Origin of the sequence: Roseateles sp. (genome assembly GCF_039595595.1) — a bacterium.
Taxonomy (GTDB): Bacteria; Pseudomonadota; Gammaproteobacteria; order Burkholderiales; family Burkholderiaceae_C; genus Roseateles.
In genome coordinates this window covers 20,351-36,639 of sequence record NZ_JBCNLG010000034.1, presented here as the reverse complement: position 1 = coordinate 36,639, position 16,289 = coordinate 20,351, and the positions used below count along the sequence as shown (strand labels likewise).

General features: G+C 66.4%; 13 protein-coding genes and 1 pseudogene. 12 read left to right on the top strand and 2 right to left on the bottom strand.

Annotated elements, in window-relative coordinates; genetic code table 11:
• From ABDW61_RS24020 to parC, 4 genes and pseudogenes are all read left to right on the top strand, one after another.
• Positions 1-362 (top strand): annotated as a pseudogene (locus tag ABDW61_RS24020) (DNA topoisomerase IV subunit B); the annotation flags it as partial.
• An 87-nt stretch (positions 363-449) separates the two neighbouring features.
• Entirely contained in the window at positions 450-1,010 is a 561-nt protein-coding gene (locus tag ABDW61_RS24015) for a GNAT family protein (protein WP_343642413.1), read from the top strand.
• Complete coding sequence (locus ABDW61_RS24010) at positions 1,007-1,738, top strand: lytic transglycosylase domain-containing protein (protein WP_343642412.1); 732 nt, start codon at positions 1,007-1,009, stop codon at positions 1,736-1,738. Before ABDW61_RS24015 ends, ABDW61_RS24010 begins: the two co-directional genes overlap by 4 nt.
• 101 nt (positions 1,739-1,839) lie before the next feature.
• Positions 1,840-4,182, top strand: coding sequence for a DNA topoisomerase IV subunit A (gene parC, locus ABDW61_RS24005; protein WP_343642410.1), 2,343 nt, complete (start codon positions 1,840-1,842; stop codon positions 4,180-4,182).
• Here parC and ABDW61_RS24000 read toward each other — a convergent pair.
• Positions 4,148-5,593 carry a hypothetical protein gene (locus tag ABDW61_RS24000; protein ID WP_343642409.1) on the bottom strand — a complete coding sequence of 482 codons (1,446 nt, stop codon included), beginning with the start codon at positions 5,591-5,593 and terminating at the stop codon, positions 4,148-4,150. The two genes, parC and ABDW61_RS24000, sit on opposite strands and share 35 nt — an antisense overlap.
• Positions 5,594-5,867: 274 nt before the next feature.
• Between ABDW61_RS24000 and ABDW61_RS23995 the strand changes: the two genes are divergently transcribed.
• The 6 genes from ABDW61_RS23995 to ABDW61_RS23970 all read left to right on the top strand — a co-directional run bounded on the left by ABDW61_RS23995 (position 5,868) and on the right by ABDW61_RS23970 (position 12,682).
• Entirely contained in the window at positions 5,868-6,560 is a 693-nt protein-coding gene (locus ABDW61_RS23995; RefSeq protein ID WP_343642408.1) for a hypothetical protein, read from the top strand.
• A 12-nt stretch (positions 6,561-6,572) separates the two neighbouring features.
• A complete protein-coding gene (locus tag ABDW61_RS23990; RefSeq protein ID WP_343642407.1) occupies positions 6,573-6,791 on the top strand; it encodes a hypothetical protein in 219 nt (72 codons plus the stop codon).
• A gap of 436 nt (positions 6,792-7,227) precedes the next feature.
• On the top strand, positions 7,228-8,388 hold the full coding sequence (gene carA / locus ABDW61_RS23985) for a glutamine-hydrolyzing carbamoyl-phosphate synthase small subunit (RefSeq protein WP_343642405.1): 1,161 nt from the start codon (positions 7,228-7,230) through the stop codon (positions 8,386-8,388).
• An 18-nt stretch (positions 8,389-8,406) separates the two neighbouring features.
• The gene (gene carB, locus ABDW61_RS23980) at positions 8,407-11,673 is read left to right on the top strand and encodes a carbamoyl-phosphate synthase large subunit (RefSeq protein WP_343642404.1); all 3,267 of its coding nucleotides are present in this window, start codon (positions 8,407-8,409) and stop codon (positions 11,671-11,673) included.
• A gap of 83 nt (positions 11,674-11,756) precedes the next feature.
• Positions 11,757-12,233 carry a transcription elongation factor GreA gene (gene greA, locus ABDW61_RS23975; protein WP_343642402.1) on the top strand — a complete coding sequence of 159 codons (477 nt, stop codon included), beginning with the start codon at positions 11,757-11,759 and terminating at the stop codon, positions 12,231-12,233.
• Between the two features lie 11 nt (positions 12,234-12,244).
• Entirely contained in the window at positions 12,245-12,682 is a 438-nt protein-coding gene (locus ABDW61_RS23970) for a DUF4149 domain-containing protein (protein ID WP_343642400.1), read from the top strand.
• Between the two features lie 80 nt (positions 12,683-12,762).
• Here the strand turns inward: ABDW61_RS23970 and yhbY are convergent, their stop codons facing one another.
• Positions 12,763-13,239: a ribosome assembly RNA-binding protein YhbY gene (gene yhbY / locus ABDW61_RS23965; RefSeq protein WP_343642398.1), complete on the bottom strand. Its 477-nt coding sequence runs from the start codon at positions 13,237-13,239 to the stop codon at positions 12,763-12,765.
• Between the two features lie 18 nt (positions 13,240-13,257).
• Between yhbY and ABDW61_RS23960 the strand changes: the two genes are divergently transcribed.
• Together ABDW61_RS23960 and ftsH are read left to right on the top strand one after the other, a co-directional pair.
• Positions 13,258-13,932, top strand: coding sequence for an RlmE family RNA methyltransferase (locus ABDW61_RS23960; protein WP_343642414.1), 675 nt, complete (start codon positions 13,258-13,260; stop codon positions 13,930-13,932).
• Positions 13,933-14,208: 276 nt separating this feature from the next.
• The gene (ftsH, locus tag ABDW61_RS23955; RefSeq protein WP_343642396.1) at positions 14,209-16,113 is read left to right on the top strand and encodes an ATP-dependent zinc metalloprotease FtsH; all 1,905 of its coding nucleotides are present in this window, start codon (positions 14,209-14,211) and stop codon (positions 16,111-16,113) included.
• Positions 16,114-16,289: the final 176 nt, after the last annotated feature.

Below are 16,289 nucleotides of genomic sequence, written 5' to 3'. Positions count from 1 at the left end.
ACGTGGCGCGGCCGCCGCTGTTCCGCGTCGACGCGCCGGCGCGCGGCAAGAAGCCGGCCGCCAAGCTCTACGCGCTGGACGAGGGCGAGCAGGCCGCGATCCTGGACAAGCTGCGCAAGGAAGGCGCTCGCGAGGGCAGCTGGAGCATCAGCCGCTTCAAAGGCCTGGGCGAAATGAACGCCGAGCAGCTGTGGGACACGACGCTGAATCCCGAGACGCGCCGCCTGCTGCAAGTGCAGTACGGTGACCTGGACATCGCCGACACCGAGGGCGCGATGAACAAGCTGATGGGCAAGGGCGAAGCGGCCGCACGCCGCGAGCTGATGGAGCTGCACGGCGACGCCATCGAGATCGACGTATAGCCATGTGCCCCCACGCTCACTTCGTTCGCTGCCCCCCGAGGGGGCGCTCAACGCCCTTCGGGCGGCCGGGCGGGCGTTGAGGCCAACATGGCAAGCACCGAGATGTACGACCACCGCGTCACCCTCCGCCCGACGATGCTGTCCGACCTGGACTTCGTCGTGGGCGTGGAGCAGGACGCGGCCAACCGCCCCTTCATCACCCCATGGGAACGCACGCAGCACGAGGGCGCCATCCGGTTTCCGGATGCGCGCCACTTCATCGTGGAGCTGGACGCCGAGCGCGCCGGCTTCGTGATCCTGCAGGGCTGCCGCAACCCCAACCGCTCGGTGGAGCTCAAGCGCATCGTGCTCGGCCCGAAGGGGCAGGGCGTGGGCCGGATCTGCGTGCGGCTGCTCAAGCGCATGGCCTTCACGCAGCTGGGCGCGCACCGCTTCTGGCTGGACGTGAAGGGCCGCAACACGCGCGCACAGGCGCTGTACCGCAGCGAGGGCTATGTCGAGGAAGGCCGGCTGCGCGAATGCGTGCGCGCCGAGCCGCTGCCCGATGCGCAGGGCGTGATGGGCGAGGGCTTCGACGACCTGATCGTGATGTCGCTGCTCAAGCGCGAGTACGAGGCGCGCGTGGCGCAGGGGCTGGAGCCGTCATGAGCCACGGCCGCGGCCCCGCGACGCGCGGCGTGCGGCTGCGCAAGCGCCTGGCGCTGAGCATCGCCGTGGCCTTCGCGGCCAAGCTGACGCCGGCCCATGCGGAGCTGTGGGGCTACGTGGACGCCGACGGCATCGCGCATTTCGCGCCGATGCAGGTCGATGGCCGCTTCCAACCGGTGATGTCGCCGCTGAGCGGCGTGCGCCGCGTGCCGGGCAAGACCGACCACGGCCAGCGGATGCTGACCTGGCTGGACATCGCGCCCGAGGTCAAGGCGGTGCAGCCCTATCTGCGCGAGGCGGCGGCGGCGACCGGCGTCGATGCCGAGCTGCTGAAGGCCATCATCGCGGTCGAGTCCGGCTTCAAGGCCGATGCGATGTCGCCGCGCGGCGCGACCGGTCTGATGCAGATCACGGCCGTGACTGCGCAGCGCTACGCGACGCCCGGCGAGCTGCGGCGCCCGGGCTACCTGCAGGATCCGCGCGTCAACGTGCTGATCGGCGCGCGGATGCTGGCCGATCTGACGCGGCGCTTCGGCCGGCTGGACGCCGCGCTGGCGGCCTGGAACGCCGGCGAGGGCGCGGTGCGGCGCGCCGGCGGCCACATGCCCGACATCGACGAGACCCAGGCGCACGTGCACCTGGTGCTGGAGCTGTACTGGGCGCTGCTGCAGCGCAGCCTCGGGGCGCGGGCGCGGCAACTGACGATGGTCGCGGCGCCCGGCGAGTGAGGCGGCGCTCCAGCGCTCCGGCGCTTGATCGCGCCGTTCAGAAGCACATTCAGGAATACGTTCAGAGATACGAACCGCCGGCGAGGCCGGCATGAGCACAGATGACCCAAGAGACCTTTGATTTCGAGACCCCGGACGGCCCGGGCGGCCAGGCCCCGTCGGGCGACGCGCTGACGCTGGCGCAGTATGCGCAGCAGGCTTACCTGGAGTACGCGCTGTCGGTGGTGAAGGGCCGCGCGCTGCCGGCCTACAGTGACGGCCAGAAGCCCGTCCAGCGCCGCATCCTGTTCACCATGGAGCGGCTGGGCCTGGGCTTCACCGGCGCGACCGGCGCCAAGGCGGTGAAGAGCGCGCGCGTGGTCGGCGAGGTGCTGGGCAAGTACCACCCGCACGGCGACCAGGCCGCGTACGACGCGATGGTGCGCATGGCGCAGGACTTCAGCCAGCGCTATCCGCTGGTCGACGGCCAGGGCAACTTTGGCAGCCGCGACGGCGACAACGCCGCGGCGATGCGCTACACGGAAGCGCGGCTGTCGATCTATTCGCGGCTGCTGCTGGACGAGCTCGACCAGGGCACGGTCGACTTCCAGCCCAACTACGACGGGTCCTACGAGGAGCCCAGGGAGTTGCCGGCGCGGCTGCCCTTCGTGCTGCTGAACGGCGCCTCGGGCATCGCGGTGGGCATGGCCACGGAAGTGCCCAGCCACAACCTGCGCGAAGTCGCCGAGGCGGCGGTGCTGCTGCTCAAGCGCCCCGACGCCAGCGACGATGAGCTCTTCGAGACGATCAAGGGGCCGGACTATCCGGGCGGCGGTCAGCTGATCAGCTCGGCGGAGGAGATCCGCGCGGCCTACAACACCGGCCGCGGCAGCCTGAAGCTGCGCGCGCGCTGGAAGATCGAGGACCTGGCCCGCGGCCAGTGGCAACTGGTGGTGACCGAGCTGCCGCAGGGCGTCAGCACGGCCAAGGTGCTGGAGGAGATCGAGGAGCTCACCAACCCCAAGGTCAAGACCGGCAAGAAGACGCTGACGCCGGAGCAGCTGCAGCTCAAGGGCACCGTGCTGGGCGTGCTGGACAAGGCGCGCGACGAGTCCAACAAGGACGCGCCGGTGCGGCTGGTGTTCGAGCCCAAGAGCCGCGCGATCGAGCAGCAGGACCTGATCAACACGCTGCTGGCGCACACCAGCCTGGAGACCACGGCGCCGCTGAACCTGACCATGGTCGGCGACGACGGCCGGCCGGTGCAGAAGACGCTGCGCAAGATCCTCACCGAGTGGCTGGGCTTCCGCCTGGGCACGGTGACGCGGCGCACGCAGCACCGCCTGGACAAGGTCCGCGACCGCATCCATATCCTGGAAGGCCGGCATCAGATCCTGCTGCACATCGACGAGGTCATCGCGATCATCCGCAACTCGGATGAGCCCAAGCCCGCGCTGATCGAGCGCTTCGCGCTGAGCGACCGGCAGGCCGAGGACATCCTGGAAATCCGTCTGCGTCAGCTGGCGCGGCTGGAGTTCATCAAGATCGAGCAGCAGCTCAAGGAACTGCGCGAGGAGGCCGGCAAGCTCGAGGAGATCCTGTCGAATCCGTCGGTGCTGCGGCGCACGGTGATCAAGGAGATCGAGGCCGACAAGAAGGAATACGGCGACGACCGCCGCACGCTGATCCAGGAGGACAAGCGCGCCGTGGCCGAGGTCCGCATCGTCGACGAGCCGGTCACGGTGGTGGTCAGCCTCAAGGGCTGGGTGCGCGCGCTCAAGGGTCACGAGGTCGATCCGTCGGCGTTGGCCTTCAAGTCGGGCGACTCGCTGTATGGCGTGTTCCCGTGCCGCAGCGTCGATCCGCTGGTGGTGCTGGGCAGCAATGGGCGGGCGTACTCGGTGCCGGTGTCGGCGCTGCCGGGCGGCCGCGGCGACGGGCAGCCCATCACGACGCTGATCGAGCTCGAGCCGGGCAGTCAGATCGCCCATTACTTCGCCGGTGCGGCCTCGCAGAAGCTGCTGCTGGCCGGCACGGGCGGCTTCGGCCTGGTGGCCGAGGTCGGCGACCTGGTCGGCCGTCAGAAGGCGGGCAAGAGCTTCCTCAGCCTGGAAGGCGACGAGCGGCCGCTGCCGCCCGCGACGGTGCCTGCCGGCGAGATCGCCGGCGTGCAGGTCGCCTGCCTGTCGATGGCGGGCCGCCTGCTCACTTTCGCGATCGACGAGCTCAAGCACCAGCCCAAGGGCGGCCGCGGGCTGACGCTGATCGATCTCGATGCGAAGGACGCGCTGGTCAGCGTGGCCGCGTTCACGACGCAGCTGCTGGTCAGCGGCACGGCGCGCGGCGGCAAGGCCAAGGAGGAGCCGCTCAAGGGTGTGGCGCTGGCGTCCTACGCCGGCAAGCGCGCCAAGAAGGGCAAGGCCTGCGATGTCATGCAGAAGCCGATGCGGGTGACGGCGGGCTGATCGCGGCCCCGGGCCTCGCCCCGGGCACGGGCGGCGCCAGGCGCATCTCCACCTTCGGGTCGCCGTCCAGATGGTTCACGATGCCGCGGATGACTTGCCGGCCCTTGGCCGGCTCGCCATCCAGCGTCTTCACCATCTGGACGATGAGGAGGAACGCCTCCGCCATGGCCAGATAGCGGCCGGAACACACGTTGTCGCCGGTGTAGAACATCGACATCGCGCCGCGGGGGCATCGGTCCATCATCTTGAGCGCCTTCGCGCCGTCATCCTCGGCGGCCAGTTGGCGCTCCAGGTCCGGCCGTTGCCGGGCCTGCATGCCTTCGATGTCGAAGATCACCGCGTCGCCCGCGCACAGGTCGTGCCGCTGGCCATGGCAGTCGGTGAAGGAGGTGCTCTTCACGACGTCCCGGGAGACGATGGCGACCGGGGTGTGAGCCGTCAGGAGCGGGAGCAGCAGGCGATAGGTCTCGCATTCGGACAGTGCGGTGAGTTCGCCCACGCCGTGCGGGAAGTCGGCCTGGATGGCGGTCCGCAGCGTCTCCAGTTCCTGCGGATGGGTGTAGAGGTGATGCAGCGTCATCTCGATGAGATTCGCCGTCGTGAACAGGGAGGCGGCCAGATCCATCGAGACCTTGGCCTTGAGTTCCCGCGGGAAGTCGCTGTCCGCGGTGACCTTTTCGGGATCAATGCGCCATCCCTTCATCGTGGCCAGCGCCAGCGAATCGCGCAGATCGTGCTGCTCCGCCGCGGCCACCAGCATCAGCCGGCCGGCCTCCTGGAACTTGACGGCCGCCTGGCGCGCTTTCGGCGCCATGAAGTTGGCCGCCCAAGGCTGCGCGGCCGCGAGTGCGGTCTTCAGGACCGAGCTGGCTTCCTCGTGCAACGCATCGACGCCACGCTGGAACACGGCCACTTGGGACGACAGGTCCACGGGCACGCCTGCGATGGCGCGGGCGCCGCAGTCCATCAGATAGCCCAGCACCACCTGGCGCAGGTCCACCGATGCAGATCCGCGGGCTTCGACGGTGTCGCGCACGCGTTCCACCGCCTTGACTGCGAAGTCGGCCAGCTCGGGCGCCAGCGCCTCGACCTTCTCCCGGCTCAGATGGCGATTGACTTGGCCCGCAGCCTGGCTGTGCGGCTTTCCACGCGGCAGGAGGAATGTCGTCCCGGCGCCGAAGATGGAACGCAGCAGGACCAGGCCGGGACCGCGATCCACCGCGGGATCCACCGCCAACTTGTGCATCGCCTGCGGGTCCCGGACATAGAGGAGTTTGGCGTTGCCGGGCAACGGGCAGGTGCGCGTCGTCGTGTCGCCGGGCAACTGGCGCACCTTCTCCTGCGGCGGGGTCCACAACAGGTCGACCAGGTTGGTGGCGGGTTGAAAAGCGTTGAAAACGAAATTGAACATGCGCGCTTCGGGCGGGGGGCTGATGAAGGCCGCTGTGTGGGAATGGCTGCCGGTCGCGGTTCTCGGCTTCGCGAGGCAGTTCCTCACGGAATATTGATGCGGCCTTGATGGGTATTTCATGAATTCATGCGATCCGGTTTGATTTCATCGATTGCGGCGCCGCGTTGCGAGAATGTGTGGAGCTTTCTCGGGTTTCCACCTATGCGTTTTCCATACGGGCTGCATACATTGGCGGCTCGGATCGGCACATGCGCGGTCCCTTGAGGGAGAGAATATGAAGAAGATGCTGGCGTTCCTCTGGATCGCCGTGGCGCCGTGCGCGTTCGCCGTGACGCCTTGGGATCAATCATCGGTGCGGGCCGCCGAAAAGTATCTGCGCGTGAATCCGAATGGCACCGCGCCGGATATTCATCAGGCCGATCTGTTTCCCGACGGCGCTCGCGGGTTTTATGTCGAGAATCTGCCGCCGCTGCGCAGTTATGTGCCCCAGGCCGGCAAGTCCGCCGCTGATCAGATGCTGGGCCAGACCTTTTGCGGCGCGCCGCTGATCGTGCTGGCAAAGGCGCTCGACTCGGTGTCGGCCCTGACCTCCGGGAATGCCTCCATCCTCACCCGGACCGAATTCGAGATCGAGGACGTGGTGCGCTCGCGCAGCGGCCTTCAGGCCGGACAGCGCGTGAGCGTGGTGCGCCTGGGCGGCGAGGTAAAGGACCAGGGCATGACCTTGCGGGTCGCCGACGAGCGCGGCGAGCCTTATTTGCAGGGCAAGAGTTATTTCATGGCCCTGACGCGGCCCGGGGATGCCGCCGGCATCGATTATTTCCTGCACGGCGATCCCGTTCCCGTGCGCGCCGGCCGGATTGAGCCGGGCAGCGGCCGCTGGGAAAAGTTTCTCACCGGTGAAAAATATTCCAACATGAAGCAGGAAATCCTGCGCGTGTCCCGCGATAAACAATGCGCTGACTGACGGGGGGATTCCATGAAAAGGTTTCTTGTGGCCGCCGGCGCCGGCGGCCTGCTCGGTGCGCTCGTCCCTGCAGTATTGGCCGCTGGGGTATGTGCGGTCAAGCCGACGGGATGTCCGGAATATGAAGTTCTCAATAAGTCGTTCCCGGCTGGAAACGTCACGATCAGCACGCGCGGGATGACCGCGGCGCAACAAATCTGGGTCGCCAACGCGATCACGGCGCTGGATTGACCTGTTCCTGGACGCGCGATTCTGAACAGCCGTGTGATGCTGCAGTGGTGTCCGCGTCTGGTTCCCGGCGCGGCGGAGCTGGTTCGCGCGAGCCGGCCAGTGCCGAGGCGCTGCGCGACCTCGATCACTGGCAGGACTGGCTCGGCGAGGACGACTACAGGCCGCTGCGGCTCGCCCGATGCGTGGCTGTGCTTGCGGGACTGTCGCCATCTTCTCCGTAGATACCCTGGCGGGTTATACTTGTCAGGTTTACCCGCAACCTACCGCGTCCCGCACACTTCCTCCCCCGATCGCATCGGATCCCCTTGGATCGACTCCCTCACAGGACTCTCACAAGAGACCCGGTCGCACCCGCGCGCCAGCCGTCCACGGCGCGTGTCGGCGGCGGTCAGAACCTGAAGCAGAGCCGGGCGCGCGCACAACAACGGAGTTCCCCGTGCTGCCCGATCTGCTTTCCGCTCCTCCCGCGATTCTTGCCCTGGCAGACGGCACGGTCTTCAAGGGTTCCGCGCTCGGCGCCGCCGGCCGGACCGTCGGTGAAGTGGTGTTCAACACCTCGCTCACCGGCTACCAAGAAATCCTCACCGACCCCAGCTATTGCCGCCAGATCGTCACCCTGACGTATCCGCACATCGGCAATTACGGCGTCAACGACGAGGACGTCGAGGCTTCGAAGATCCATGCCGCTGGCCTCATCATCAAGGAAGCCCCCGTCCTTGATTCCAACTTCCGCAAGAGCCGCTCGCTCCAGCAATACCTGCGCGACGAGGGCACCGTCGCCATCGCCGACCTGGACACGCGCCGCCTGACCCGCGTGCTGCGCGAGAAGGGCGCCCAGAACGGCTGCATCCTGGCGCTGAACGCCGGCGAGCAGATCACCCAGGCCCACATCGACGAAGCCATCGCCGCCGCCAAGAGCGCGCCCAGCATGGCGGGCCTGGACCTGGCCAAGGTCGTGAGCCGCACCGCCCGCGAGACCTGGACCCAGACCGAGTGGACGCTCGGCAAGGGCTACGGCGAGCAGACCGCCCCCAAGTTCCACGTCGTCGCCTACGACTTCGGCGTCAAGAGCAACATCCTGCGCATGCTGGCCTCGCGCGGCTGCCGCATCACCGTCGTGCCGGCGCAGACGCCGGCCTCGGAGGTCTTCGACCTCGAGCCCGATGGCGTGTTCCTGTCCAACGGCCCGGGCGACCCCGAGCCCTGCGATTACGCGATCAAGGCCACCGCCCAGTTGATCGAGGCCGGCATCCCGACCTTCGGCATCTGCCTGGGCCACCAGATCATGGCGCTGGCCTCGGGCGCCAAGACCTTCAAGATGAAGTTCGGCCACCATGGCGCGAACCACCCGGTGAAGGACCTGGACAACGGCCGCGTCAGCATCACCAGCCAGAACCACGGCTTCGCGGTCGATCCCGGCACGCTGCCCGCCAACCTGCGCGCGACGCACGTCAGCCTGTTCGACGGCACGCTGCAGGGCCTGGCCCGCACCGACAAGCCGGCGTTCTGCTTCCAGGGCCACCCGGAAGCGAGCCCCGGCCCGCACGACATTTCGTATCTGTTCGACCGCTTCATCGGTCTGATGTCCAAGGCCTGATGAAGGGGGAGCCGACACATGTCCAAGCGTACTGATATCAAGAGCATCCTCATCATCGGCGCCGGCCCGATCATCATCGGCCAGGCGTGCGAATTCGACTACTCGGGCGCCCAGGCCTGCAAGGCGCTGCGCGAGGAGGGCTACAAGGTCATCCTGGTGAACAGCAACCCGGCGACCATCATGACGGACCCGGACACCGCGGACGTCACCTACATCGAGCCCATCACCTGGCAGGTGGTCGAGAAGATCATCGCCAAGGAGCGCCCCGACGCGATCCTGCCGACCATGGGCGGCCAGACCGCGCTGAACTGCGCGCTCGACCTTCACAAGCACGGCGTGCTCGAGAAGTACCAGGTCGAGATGATCGGCGCCAACGAGAAGGCGATCGAGAAGGCCGAAGACCGGCTGAAGTTCAAGGACGCGATGACCAAGATCGGTCTCGATTCCGCGAAGTCGGGCATCGCGCACTCGCTGGAAGAGGCCTGGTCGGTGCAGAAGCGCATCCACGCCGAGATCGGCGGCAGCGGCTTCCCGATGGTCATCCGCCCCAGCTTCACGCTCGGCGGCACCGGCGGCGGCATCGCCTACAACCCGGAGGAGTTCGAGGAGATCTGCAAGCGCGGCCTCGACCTGTCGCCGACCAATGAGCTGCTGATCGAGGAATCGCTGATCGGCTGGAAGGAATACGAGATGGAAGTGGTCCGCGACAAGGCGGACAACTGCATCATCGTGTGCTCGATCGAGAACCTGGATCCGATGGGCATCCACACCGGCGACTCGATCACCGTGGCCCCGGCCCAGACGCTGACCGACAAGGAATACCAGCTGCTGCGCAACGCCTCGATCGCGATCCTGCGCGAGATCGGCGTCGACACCGGCGGCTCCAACGTGCAGTTCTCGATCAATCCGGACAACGGCCGGATGATCGTCATCGAGATGAACCCGCGCGTGTCGCGCTCGTCGGCGCTGGCCTCCAAGGCCACCGGCTTCCCGATCGCCAAGATCGCCGCGAAGCTGGCCGTGGGCTACACGCTGGACGAGCTCAAGAACGACATCACCGGTGGCATCACGCCGGCTTCGTTCGAGCCCAGCATCGACTACGTCGTGACGAAGATCCCGCGCTTCGCCTTCGAGAAGTTCCCGATGGCCGACTCGCGCCTGACGACGCAGATGAAGTCGGTCGGCGAGGTGATGGCCATGGGCCGCAGCTTCCAGGAGTCGTTCCAGAAAGCGCTGCGCGGCCTGGAGACCGGCATCGACGGCCTCAGCGAGATCAGCACCGATCGCGAGGAGATCGTGCAGGAGATCGGCGAGCCCGGCCCGTCGCGCATCCTGTTCCTGGGCGACGCCTTCCGCATCGGCATGACGCTGGACGAGGTCTTCGAAGAGACGAAGATCGACCCGTGGTTCCTGGCCCAGATCGAGCAGCTGATCAAGATCGAGCAGAGCCTCAAGGGACGCGAGCTGGCCGGCCTGTCGGCCGACGAGCTGCGCCTGCTGAAGAAGAAGGGCTTCTCGGACAAGCGCCTGGCCAAGCTGCTGGGCACCAATCAGCACGAGGTCCGCAAGACCCGTCACGCGCTGAACGTGCGTCCGGTCTACAAGCGCGTCGACACCTGCGCCGCCGAATTCGCGACGCAGACCGCCTACATGTACTCCACCTATGACGAGGAGTGCGAGGCCAATCCGTCCGACAAGAAGAAGATCATGGTGCTGGGCGGCGGTCCGAACCGCATCGGCCAGGGCATCGAGTTCGACTACTGCTGCGTCCACGCGGCCCTCGCCATGCGCGAGGACGGCTACGAGACCATCATGGTCAACTGCAATCCGGAGACCGTCTCCACCGATTACGACACGTCGGATCGGCTGTACTTCGAGCCGGTGACGCTCGAGGACGTGCTCGAGATCGTGGCCAAGGAGAAGCCGGTCGGCGTGATCGTGCAGTACGGCGGCCAGACGCCGCTGAAGCTGGCTCTTGACCTTGAGGCCAACGGCGTGCCCATCATCGGCACGACGCCCGATTCCATCGACATCGCCGAGGACCGCGAGCGCTTCCAGAAGCTGCTGCACGAGCTGGGCCTGCGTCAGCCGCCCAACCGCACCGCGCGCAATGAAGACCAGGCCGTCGCGCTGGCCAACGAGATCGGCTACCCGCTGGTCGTGCGTCCGAGCTACGTGTTGGGCGGCCGCGCGATGGAGATCGTCCACGGCGACAAGGACCTGGAGCGCTACATGCGCGAGGCCGTGCGCGTGAGCGAGAAGTCCCCCGTGCTGCTGGACCGCTTCCTGGAGGATGCGGTCGAGGTCGACGTCGACTGCATCTGCGACGGCGAGGACACGATGATGGGCGGCATCATGGAGCACATCGAGGCGGCCGGCATCCACTCCGGCGACTCGGCTTGCTCGCTGCCCCCGTACACGCTGTCCAAGGAACTGCAGGACGAACTGCGCCGCCAGACCGCGGCGATGGCCAAGGCGCTGAAGGTCGTGGGCCTGATGAACGTGCAGTTCGCGATCCAGGGCGATGTGACCAAGGGCCTGGCCGAGAACACGGTGTACGTGCTCGAGGTGAACCCGCGCGCCTCGCGCACGGTGCCCTTCGTCTCCAAGGCGACCAGCCAGCCGCTGGCCAAGATCGCCGCGCGCTGCATGGCCGGCGTCAAGCTCAAGGACCAGAAGGCAGCCGGCGGCAAGCCGCCGGTCGAGATCCAGCCCCCTTACTTCAGCGTCAAGGAGGCCGTCTTCCCGTTCAACAAGTTCCCCGGCGTGGATCCCATCCTCAGCCCGGAAATGCGTTCGACCGGAGAAGTCATGGGCGCCGGCCGGACCTTCGGCGAGGCCATGCTGAAGAGCCAACTGGGCGCGGGCTCGCGCCTGCCCCGCCAGGGCAACGTGCTGATCACCGTCAAGAACAACGACAAGGACCGTGCCGTCGCGCTGGCGCGTGACCTGGTCGCACTGGGCTTCGGCGTGATCGCGACCAAGGGCACGGCCGCGGCGATCGAGGCCGCCGGCGTGCCGGTGCGCGTCGTCAACAAGGTCAAGGACGGCCGTCCGCACATCGTCGACATGATCAAGGGCGGCGACATCCAACTGGTGTTCACGACCGTCGACGAGACGCGCACGGCAATTGCCGACAGCCGTCACATCCGTCAGGCGGCGCTGGCCAACCGGGTGACCTACTACACGACGATGGCCGGTTGCGAGGCCGCGGTCGAAGGCATGAAGCACAAGGACGGGCTGCTGGTGCAATCGCTGCAGGAACTGCACGCCGAACTGCATTAAACTGCCCCATCCATTCCGCCGCCGCTGCTCAGCGATCCTGAGCGGCAGCGGCGGTTTGTTTTGTTTTTCAAGGTTCTAGAGACATGGCCACGATTCCACTGACCAAGCGCGGCGCTGAGAAGCTCAAGGAAGAACTGCATCGGCTCAAGACGGTCGAGCGGCACGCCGTGATCAACGCGATCGCGGAGGCGCGCGCCCAGGGCGACCTGTCGGAAAACGCCGAGTACGAGGCCGCCAAGGACAAGCAGGGCTTCATCGAGGGCCGCATCCTGGAGATCGAGGGCAAGCTGTCGTCGGCGCAGGTGATCGATCCGTCCGAGGTGGACGCGGGCGGCAAGGTGGTCTTCGGCACCACCGTGGACCTGGAAGAGGAAGAGTCCGGCAACGAGGTCACGTACCAGATCGTCGGCGACGACGAGGCCGATCTGAAGCAGGGCCTGATCTCGATCAGCTCCCCGATCGCCCGCGCGCTGATCGGCAAGGAAGCCGGCGATGTCGCCGAGGTCGTGGCCCCGGGCGGCATCAAGCGCTACGAGATCGTCGAAGTCCGCTACATCTGAGGCGTTCGCCGATGCTGCTCCGGATCCGCGCGCTGCTGGCCACGCTGTGGGCCGGTGAACTGCTGGCGGTCGCGCTGCTCGCGGCGCCCAACGCCTTCGCGACGCTGGAGCGCGCGATGGCCGGCAAGTACGTGGCGCGGATGTTCGAGCTGGATGCGCGCTTCGCGCTGGCAGCGGGGATTCTGCTGATCCTCATGGAGCGGCGGCTGCATCGCGATGGCGTGGTGGGCGGTTCGGCGATGAATCCAGGTTTCCTGCTCCCGTTGCTGGCCATCGGCTTCACCGCCGCCGGCTATTTCGCGCTGCAGCCGATGATGGAGGCCGCGAAACAAGGGCAGGGCGCTTGGACTTTCCTGCAATTGCACGCGGTCTCGCTGGTGTTCTTCGGACTGCGAACGATCGCTGTGCTTGCGCTGGCGTGGCGTGTCAGCGGACCCCGGCCTCGCTGATCGCGGAGCGAAAAAAGAAAGACGGCCTGCGGGCCGTCTTGTCGTTGGCGCCGGCGACACCGGCGAGCGCCGAGGCGCGATCAGCCTTGGCTGGATTTCTTGACGCTGGTCTGGCGCGGCTTCTTGGCGCGCTTGACCTCGCCGCCCTGCGTGACGCGCTGGTTCCCCAGCACGGTGACCTTCTTGATCTGCGGACGGTTGTTGCCGCTCTTCGAGAACTTCACGATCTTGACGGTCTTGGGCGCCGGGCGGGCATCTTCCTTGACGGCCTTTTCCTTCTCGGGCATCGGGCGCCAGAGCACCAGCAGCTTGCCGATGTGCTGGATGGGGGCGGCGTCGAGTTGGTCGGCCAGCGCGGCGAGGATGTCCTCGCGGCCCTGGCGATCGTCCGACATCACGCGGACCTTGATCAGGCCGTGGGCCTTCAAGGCGCCGTCGACCTCCTTGGTGACGGCAGCCGTCAGGCCATCGGCGCCTATCATCACCACCGGGTCCAGGTGGTGTGCATCGGCGCGTTTTTCCTTGCGCTGGGCAGGGGTCAATTGAATAGCAGGCATCTGCCTATTATCCGTGCAATGAAAGTCGATACCAAAAGCAAGAAGGTGAACAAGGCGTGGCTCAACAACCACGTCAACGATCCCTACGTGAAATTGGCCCAGAAAGAGGGTTACCGCTCGCGCGCCGCCTACAAGCTCAAGGAGATCGACGAGGAATTCCAGCTGATCCGCCCCGGCCAGGTGGTGGTCGACCTGGGGGCCTCCCCAGGCGCGTGGAGCCAGTATCTTCGCCGGCGCTTCGCGCCCAAGGAGGCGGGCGCCGGAGGCGCTGCGGTCGGACAGTTGAATGGGCGCATCATCGCGCTGGACCTGCTGGAGTTCGAGCCGATCGAAGGCGTGGAATTCATTCAGGGCGATTTCCGGGAAGACGAGGTGCTGGCCCAGCTGGAATCCGCGCTGGGCGGACAGAAGGTGGACCTGGTGGTGTCGGACATGGCGCCCAACCTCTCGGGCATCGAAAGCACCGATGCCGCCCGCATCGAGCACCTGATCGAACTGGCGCTCGATTTCTCCCAGCAGCATCTCAAGCCGGAAGGCGCGTTGGTTGCCAAGGTGTTCCATGGCAGTGGCTACGACCAACTGGTCCATGCTTTCCGCGCCCAGTTCAAGAAGGTCAAGACCAGCAAGCCCAAGGCGTCGCGGGAACGATCCTCGGAAAACTTCCTGGTCGGCATCGGCTTGAAGAAGGTCTGAAGAAGGCTGTTGCGCACAGCCGATGAGGGCGTCGGCAGGCGGCGAACAGGGCGCGAAGCTGGTCGCTTTCGACTGAAGGGCCGATCAGGCGTCAAAGTCGGGCCCGCTTCGGCCCGTCCCCGGGCGCCGCGCATGGCAATATCTATCGTCGCGTATGGGAATGCCAATCAGGCCTCGGGACTTGACTGGCCTAGAATCCGCCCCATATGCCGTGAAAGTCCGCTGCCCAAGGCTGTACTCAAGGGCGTGCGGTGATGGAATGACAAAGGAGTCGCGGTGAACAATCAGTGGTTCTCGAAAGTGGCTGTGTGGATGGTGATCGCCCTTGTGCTGTTCACTGTCTTCAAGCAGTTCGATCGCAGCGCAACCCAGGGGAATCCGATCGTCTACTCTGACTTCCTCGATGAAGTCCGTGCCAAGCGCATCAAGCAGGTCACGTTGCAGGAGACGCCCGCCGGTACCGAGATCGTGGCGCAGACCAGCGATGGCAACAAGCTGCGCACGACCGCCCCGTACATGGATCGCGGTCTGATCGGTGACCTGATCAACTACGGCGTCAAGTTCGATGCCAAGCCCCGTGAAGAGCCCTCGGTCCTGATGAGCATCCTGCTCAGCTGGGGCCCGATGCTGCTGCTGATCGCTGTCTGGGTGTACTTCATGCGCCAGATGCAAGGCGGCGGCAAGGGCGGCGCGTTCAGCTTCGGCAAATCGAAGGCGCGCATGCTCGACGAGGCCAACAACAGCACGACCTTCGCCGACGTTGCCGGCTGCGACGAGGCCAAGGAAGAGGTCAAGGAACTCGTGGACTTCCTGAAGGATCCGCAGAAGTTCCAGAAGCTGGGCGGGCGCATCCCGCGTGGCGTGCTGCTGGTCGGCCCTCCGGGCACGGGCAAGACGCTGCTGGCCAAGGCCATCGCCGGCGAGGCGAAGGTGCCGTTCTTCACGATCTCCGGTTCGGACTTCGTCGAGATGTTCGTCGGCGTCGGTGCGGCCCGTGTCCGTGACATGTTCGAGCAGGCCAAGAAGAGCGCGCCCTGCATCATCTTCGTCGACGAAATCGACGCCGTCGGCCGCCATCGTGGTGCCGGCCTGGGCGGCGGCAACGACGAACGCGAGCAGACCCTCAACCAGATGCTGGTGGAGATGGACGGTTTCGACACCAACCTGGGTGTCATCGTGATGGCCGCGACCAACCGCCCGGACATTCTGGATCCGGCGCTGCTGCGTCCGGGCCGCTTCGACCGTCAGGTCTACGTGACCCTGCCGGATGTGCGTGGCCGCGAGCAGATCCTGAATGTGCACATGCGCAAGGTGCCCGTCGGTCAGGATGTCCGTGCCGACATCCTGGCGCGCGGCACCCCCGGTTTCTCCGGTGCCGATCTGGCGAACCTGGTCAATGAGGCTGCGCTGTTCGCCGCCCGCCGCAATGGCCGGGTCGTCGACATGCAGGACTTCGAGAAGGCCAAGGACAAGATCATGATGGGCCCCGAGCGCAAGTCCATGGTCATGCCCGAGGAAGAGCGCAAGAACACCGCCTACCACGAGGCTGGCCACGCGCTGGTGGCGCGCCTGCTGCCCAAGACCGATCCGGTTCACAAGGTGACGGTGATCCCGCGCGGCCGGGCCCTTGGCGTGACGATGCAGCTGCCTGAAGGCGATCGCTACAGCATGGACAAGGAACGCATGCTGTCGACGATCTCTGTGTTGTTCGGCGGCCGTATCGCCGAAGAGGTCTTCATGAATCAGATGACGACCGGCGCGAGCAACGACTTCGAGCGCGCCACCGCGATCGCCCGCGACATGGTCACCCGCTACGGGATGACGGACGAACTGGGTCCGATGGTCTACGCCGATAACGAGGGCGAGGTCTTCCTGGGCCGCTCGGTCACGAAGACGACCAACATGTCGGAAGAGACGATGCGCAAGGTGGATCAGGAGATCCGCAAGATCATCGACGAGCAGTACACGATCGCGCGCGATCTGATCGAGGGCAACAAGGACAAGATGCACTCGATGGCCACGGCGCTGCTCGAATGGGAAACCATCGACTCCGACCAGATCGACGACATCATGGACGGCCGTCCGCCGCGTCCTCCGAAGGACTGGACGCCGCCGGCCAACAAGTCGGACAGCGGCGGCACCCCGGCCGTCAGTACCGGCAGCGCGCCTGCCGCGGCTTGATGCCGTTGGGGGCGTGGGCGGCGTGAGAGCGCCGCCTCGAAAATGTTCCCGAAGGGCCGGTCGAAAGACCGGCCCTTTTGCTTGGCGCCGGTCTTTCGACCGGCCCTTCCGCTGGCACAGGGCATCCTGGCTCCGCAGGGAGGGGGCGCCGCTTGCGTCATACTGCTTGTTTGGCG

What these genes read in the sequence shown, in the direction of transcription:
- ABDW61_RS24010 (WP_343642412.1), top strand. Translation starts at nt 1,007, where the DNA reads ATGAGCCACGGCCGCGGCCCCGCGACGCGCGGCGTGCGGCTGCGCAAG.
- ABDW61_RS24015 (WP_343642413.1), top strand. Translation starts at nt 450, where the DNA reads ATGGCAAGCACCGAGATGTACGACCACCGCGTCACCCTCCGCCCGACG.
- ABDW61_RS24000 (WP_343642409.1), bottom strand. Translation starts at nt 5,593, where the DNA reads ATGTTCAATTTCGTTTTCAACGCTTTTCAACCCGCCACCAACCTGGTC.
- yhbY (WP_343642398.1), bottom strand. Translation starts at nt 13,239, where the DNA reads ATGCCTGCTATTCAATTGACCCCTGCCCAGCGCAAGGAAAAACGCGCC.
- ABDW61_RS23995 (WP_343642408.1), top strand. Translation starts at nt 5,868, where the DNA reads ATGAAGAAGATGCTGGCGTTCCTCTGGATCGCCGTGGCGCCGTGCGCG.
- carB (WP_343642404.1), top strand. Translation starts at nt 8,407, where the DNA reads ATGTCCAAGCGTACTGATATCAAGAGCATCCTCATCATCGGCGCCGGC.
- greA (WP_343642402.1), top strand. Translation starts at nt 11,757, where the DNA reads ATGGCCACGATTCCACTGACCAAGCGCGGCGCTGAGAAGCTCAAGGAA.
- ABDW61_RS23990 (WP_343642407.1), top strand. Translation starts at nt 6,573, where the DNA reads ATGAAAAGGTTTCTTGTGGCCGCCGGCGCCGGCGGCCTGCTCGGTGCG.
- parC (WP_343642410.1), top strand. Translation starts at nt 1,840, where the DNA reads ATGACCCAAGAGACCTTTGATTTCGAGACCCCGGACGGCCCGGGCGGC.
- ABDW61_RS23960 (WP_343642414.1), top strand. Translation starts at nt 13,258, where the DNA reads ATGAAAGTCGATACCAAAAGCAAGAAGGTGAACAAGGCGTGGCTCAAC.
- ABDW61_RS23970 (WP_343642400.1), top strand. Translation starts at nt 12,245, where the DNA reads ATGCTGCTCCGGATCCGCGCGCTGCTGGCCACGCTGTGGGCCGGTGAA.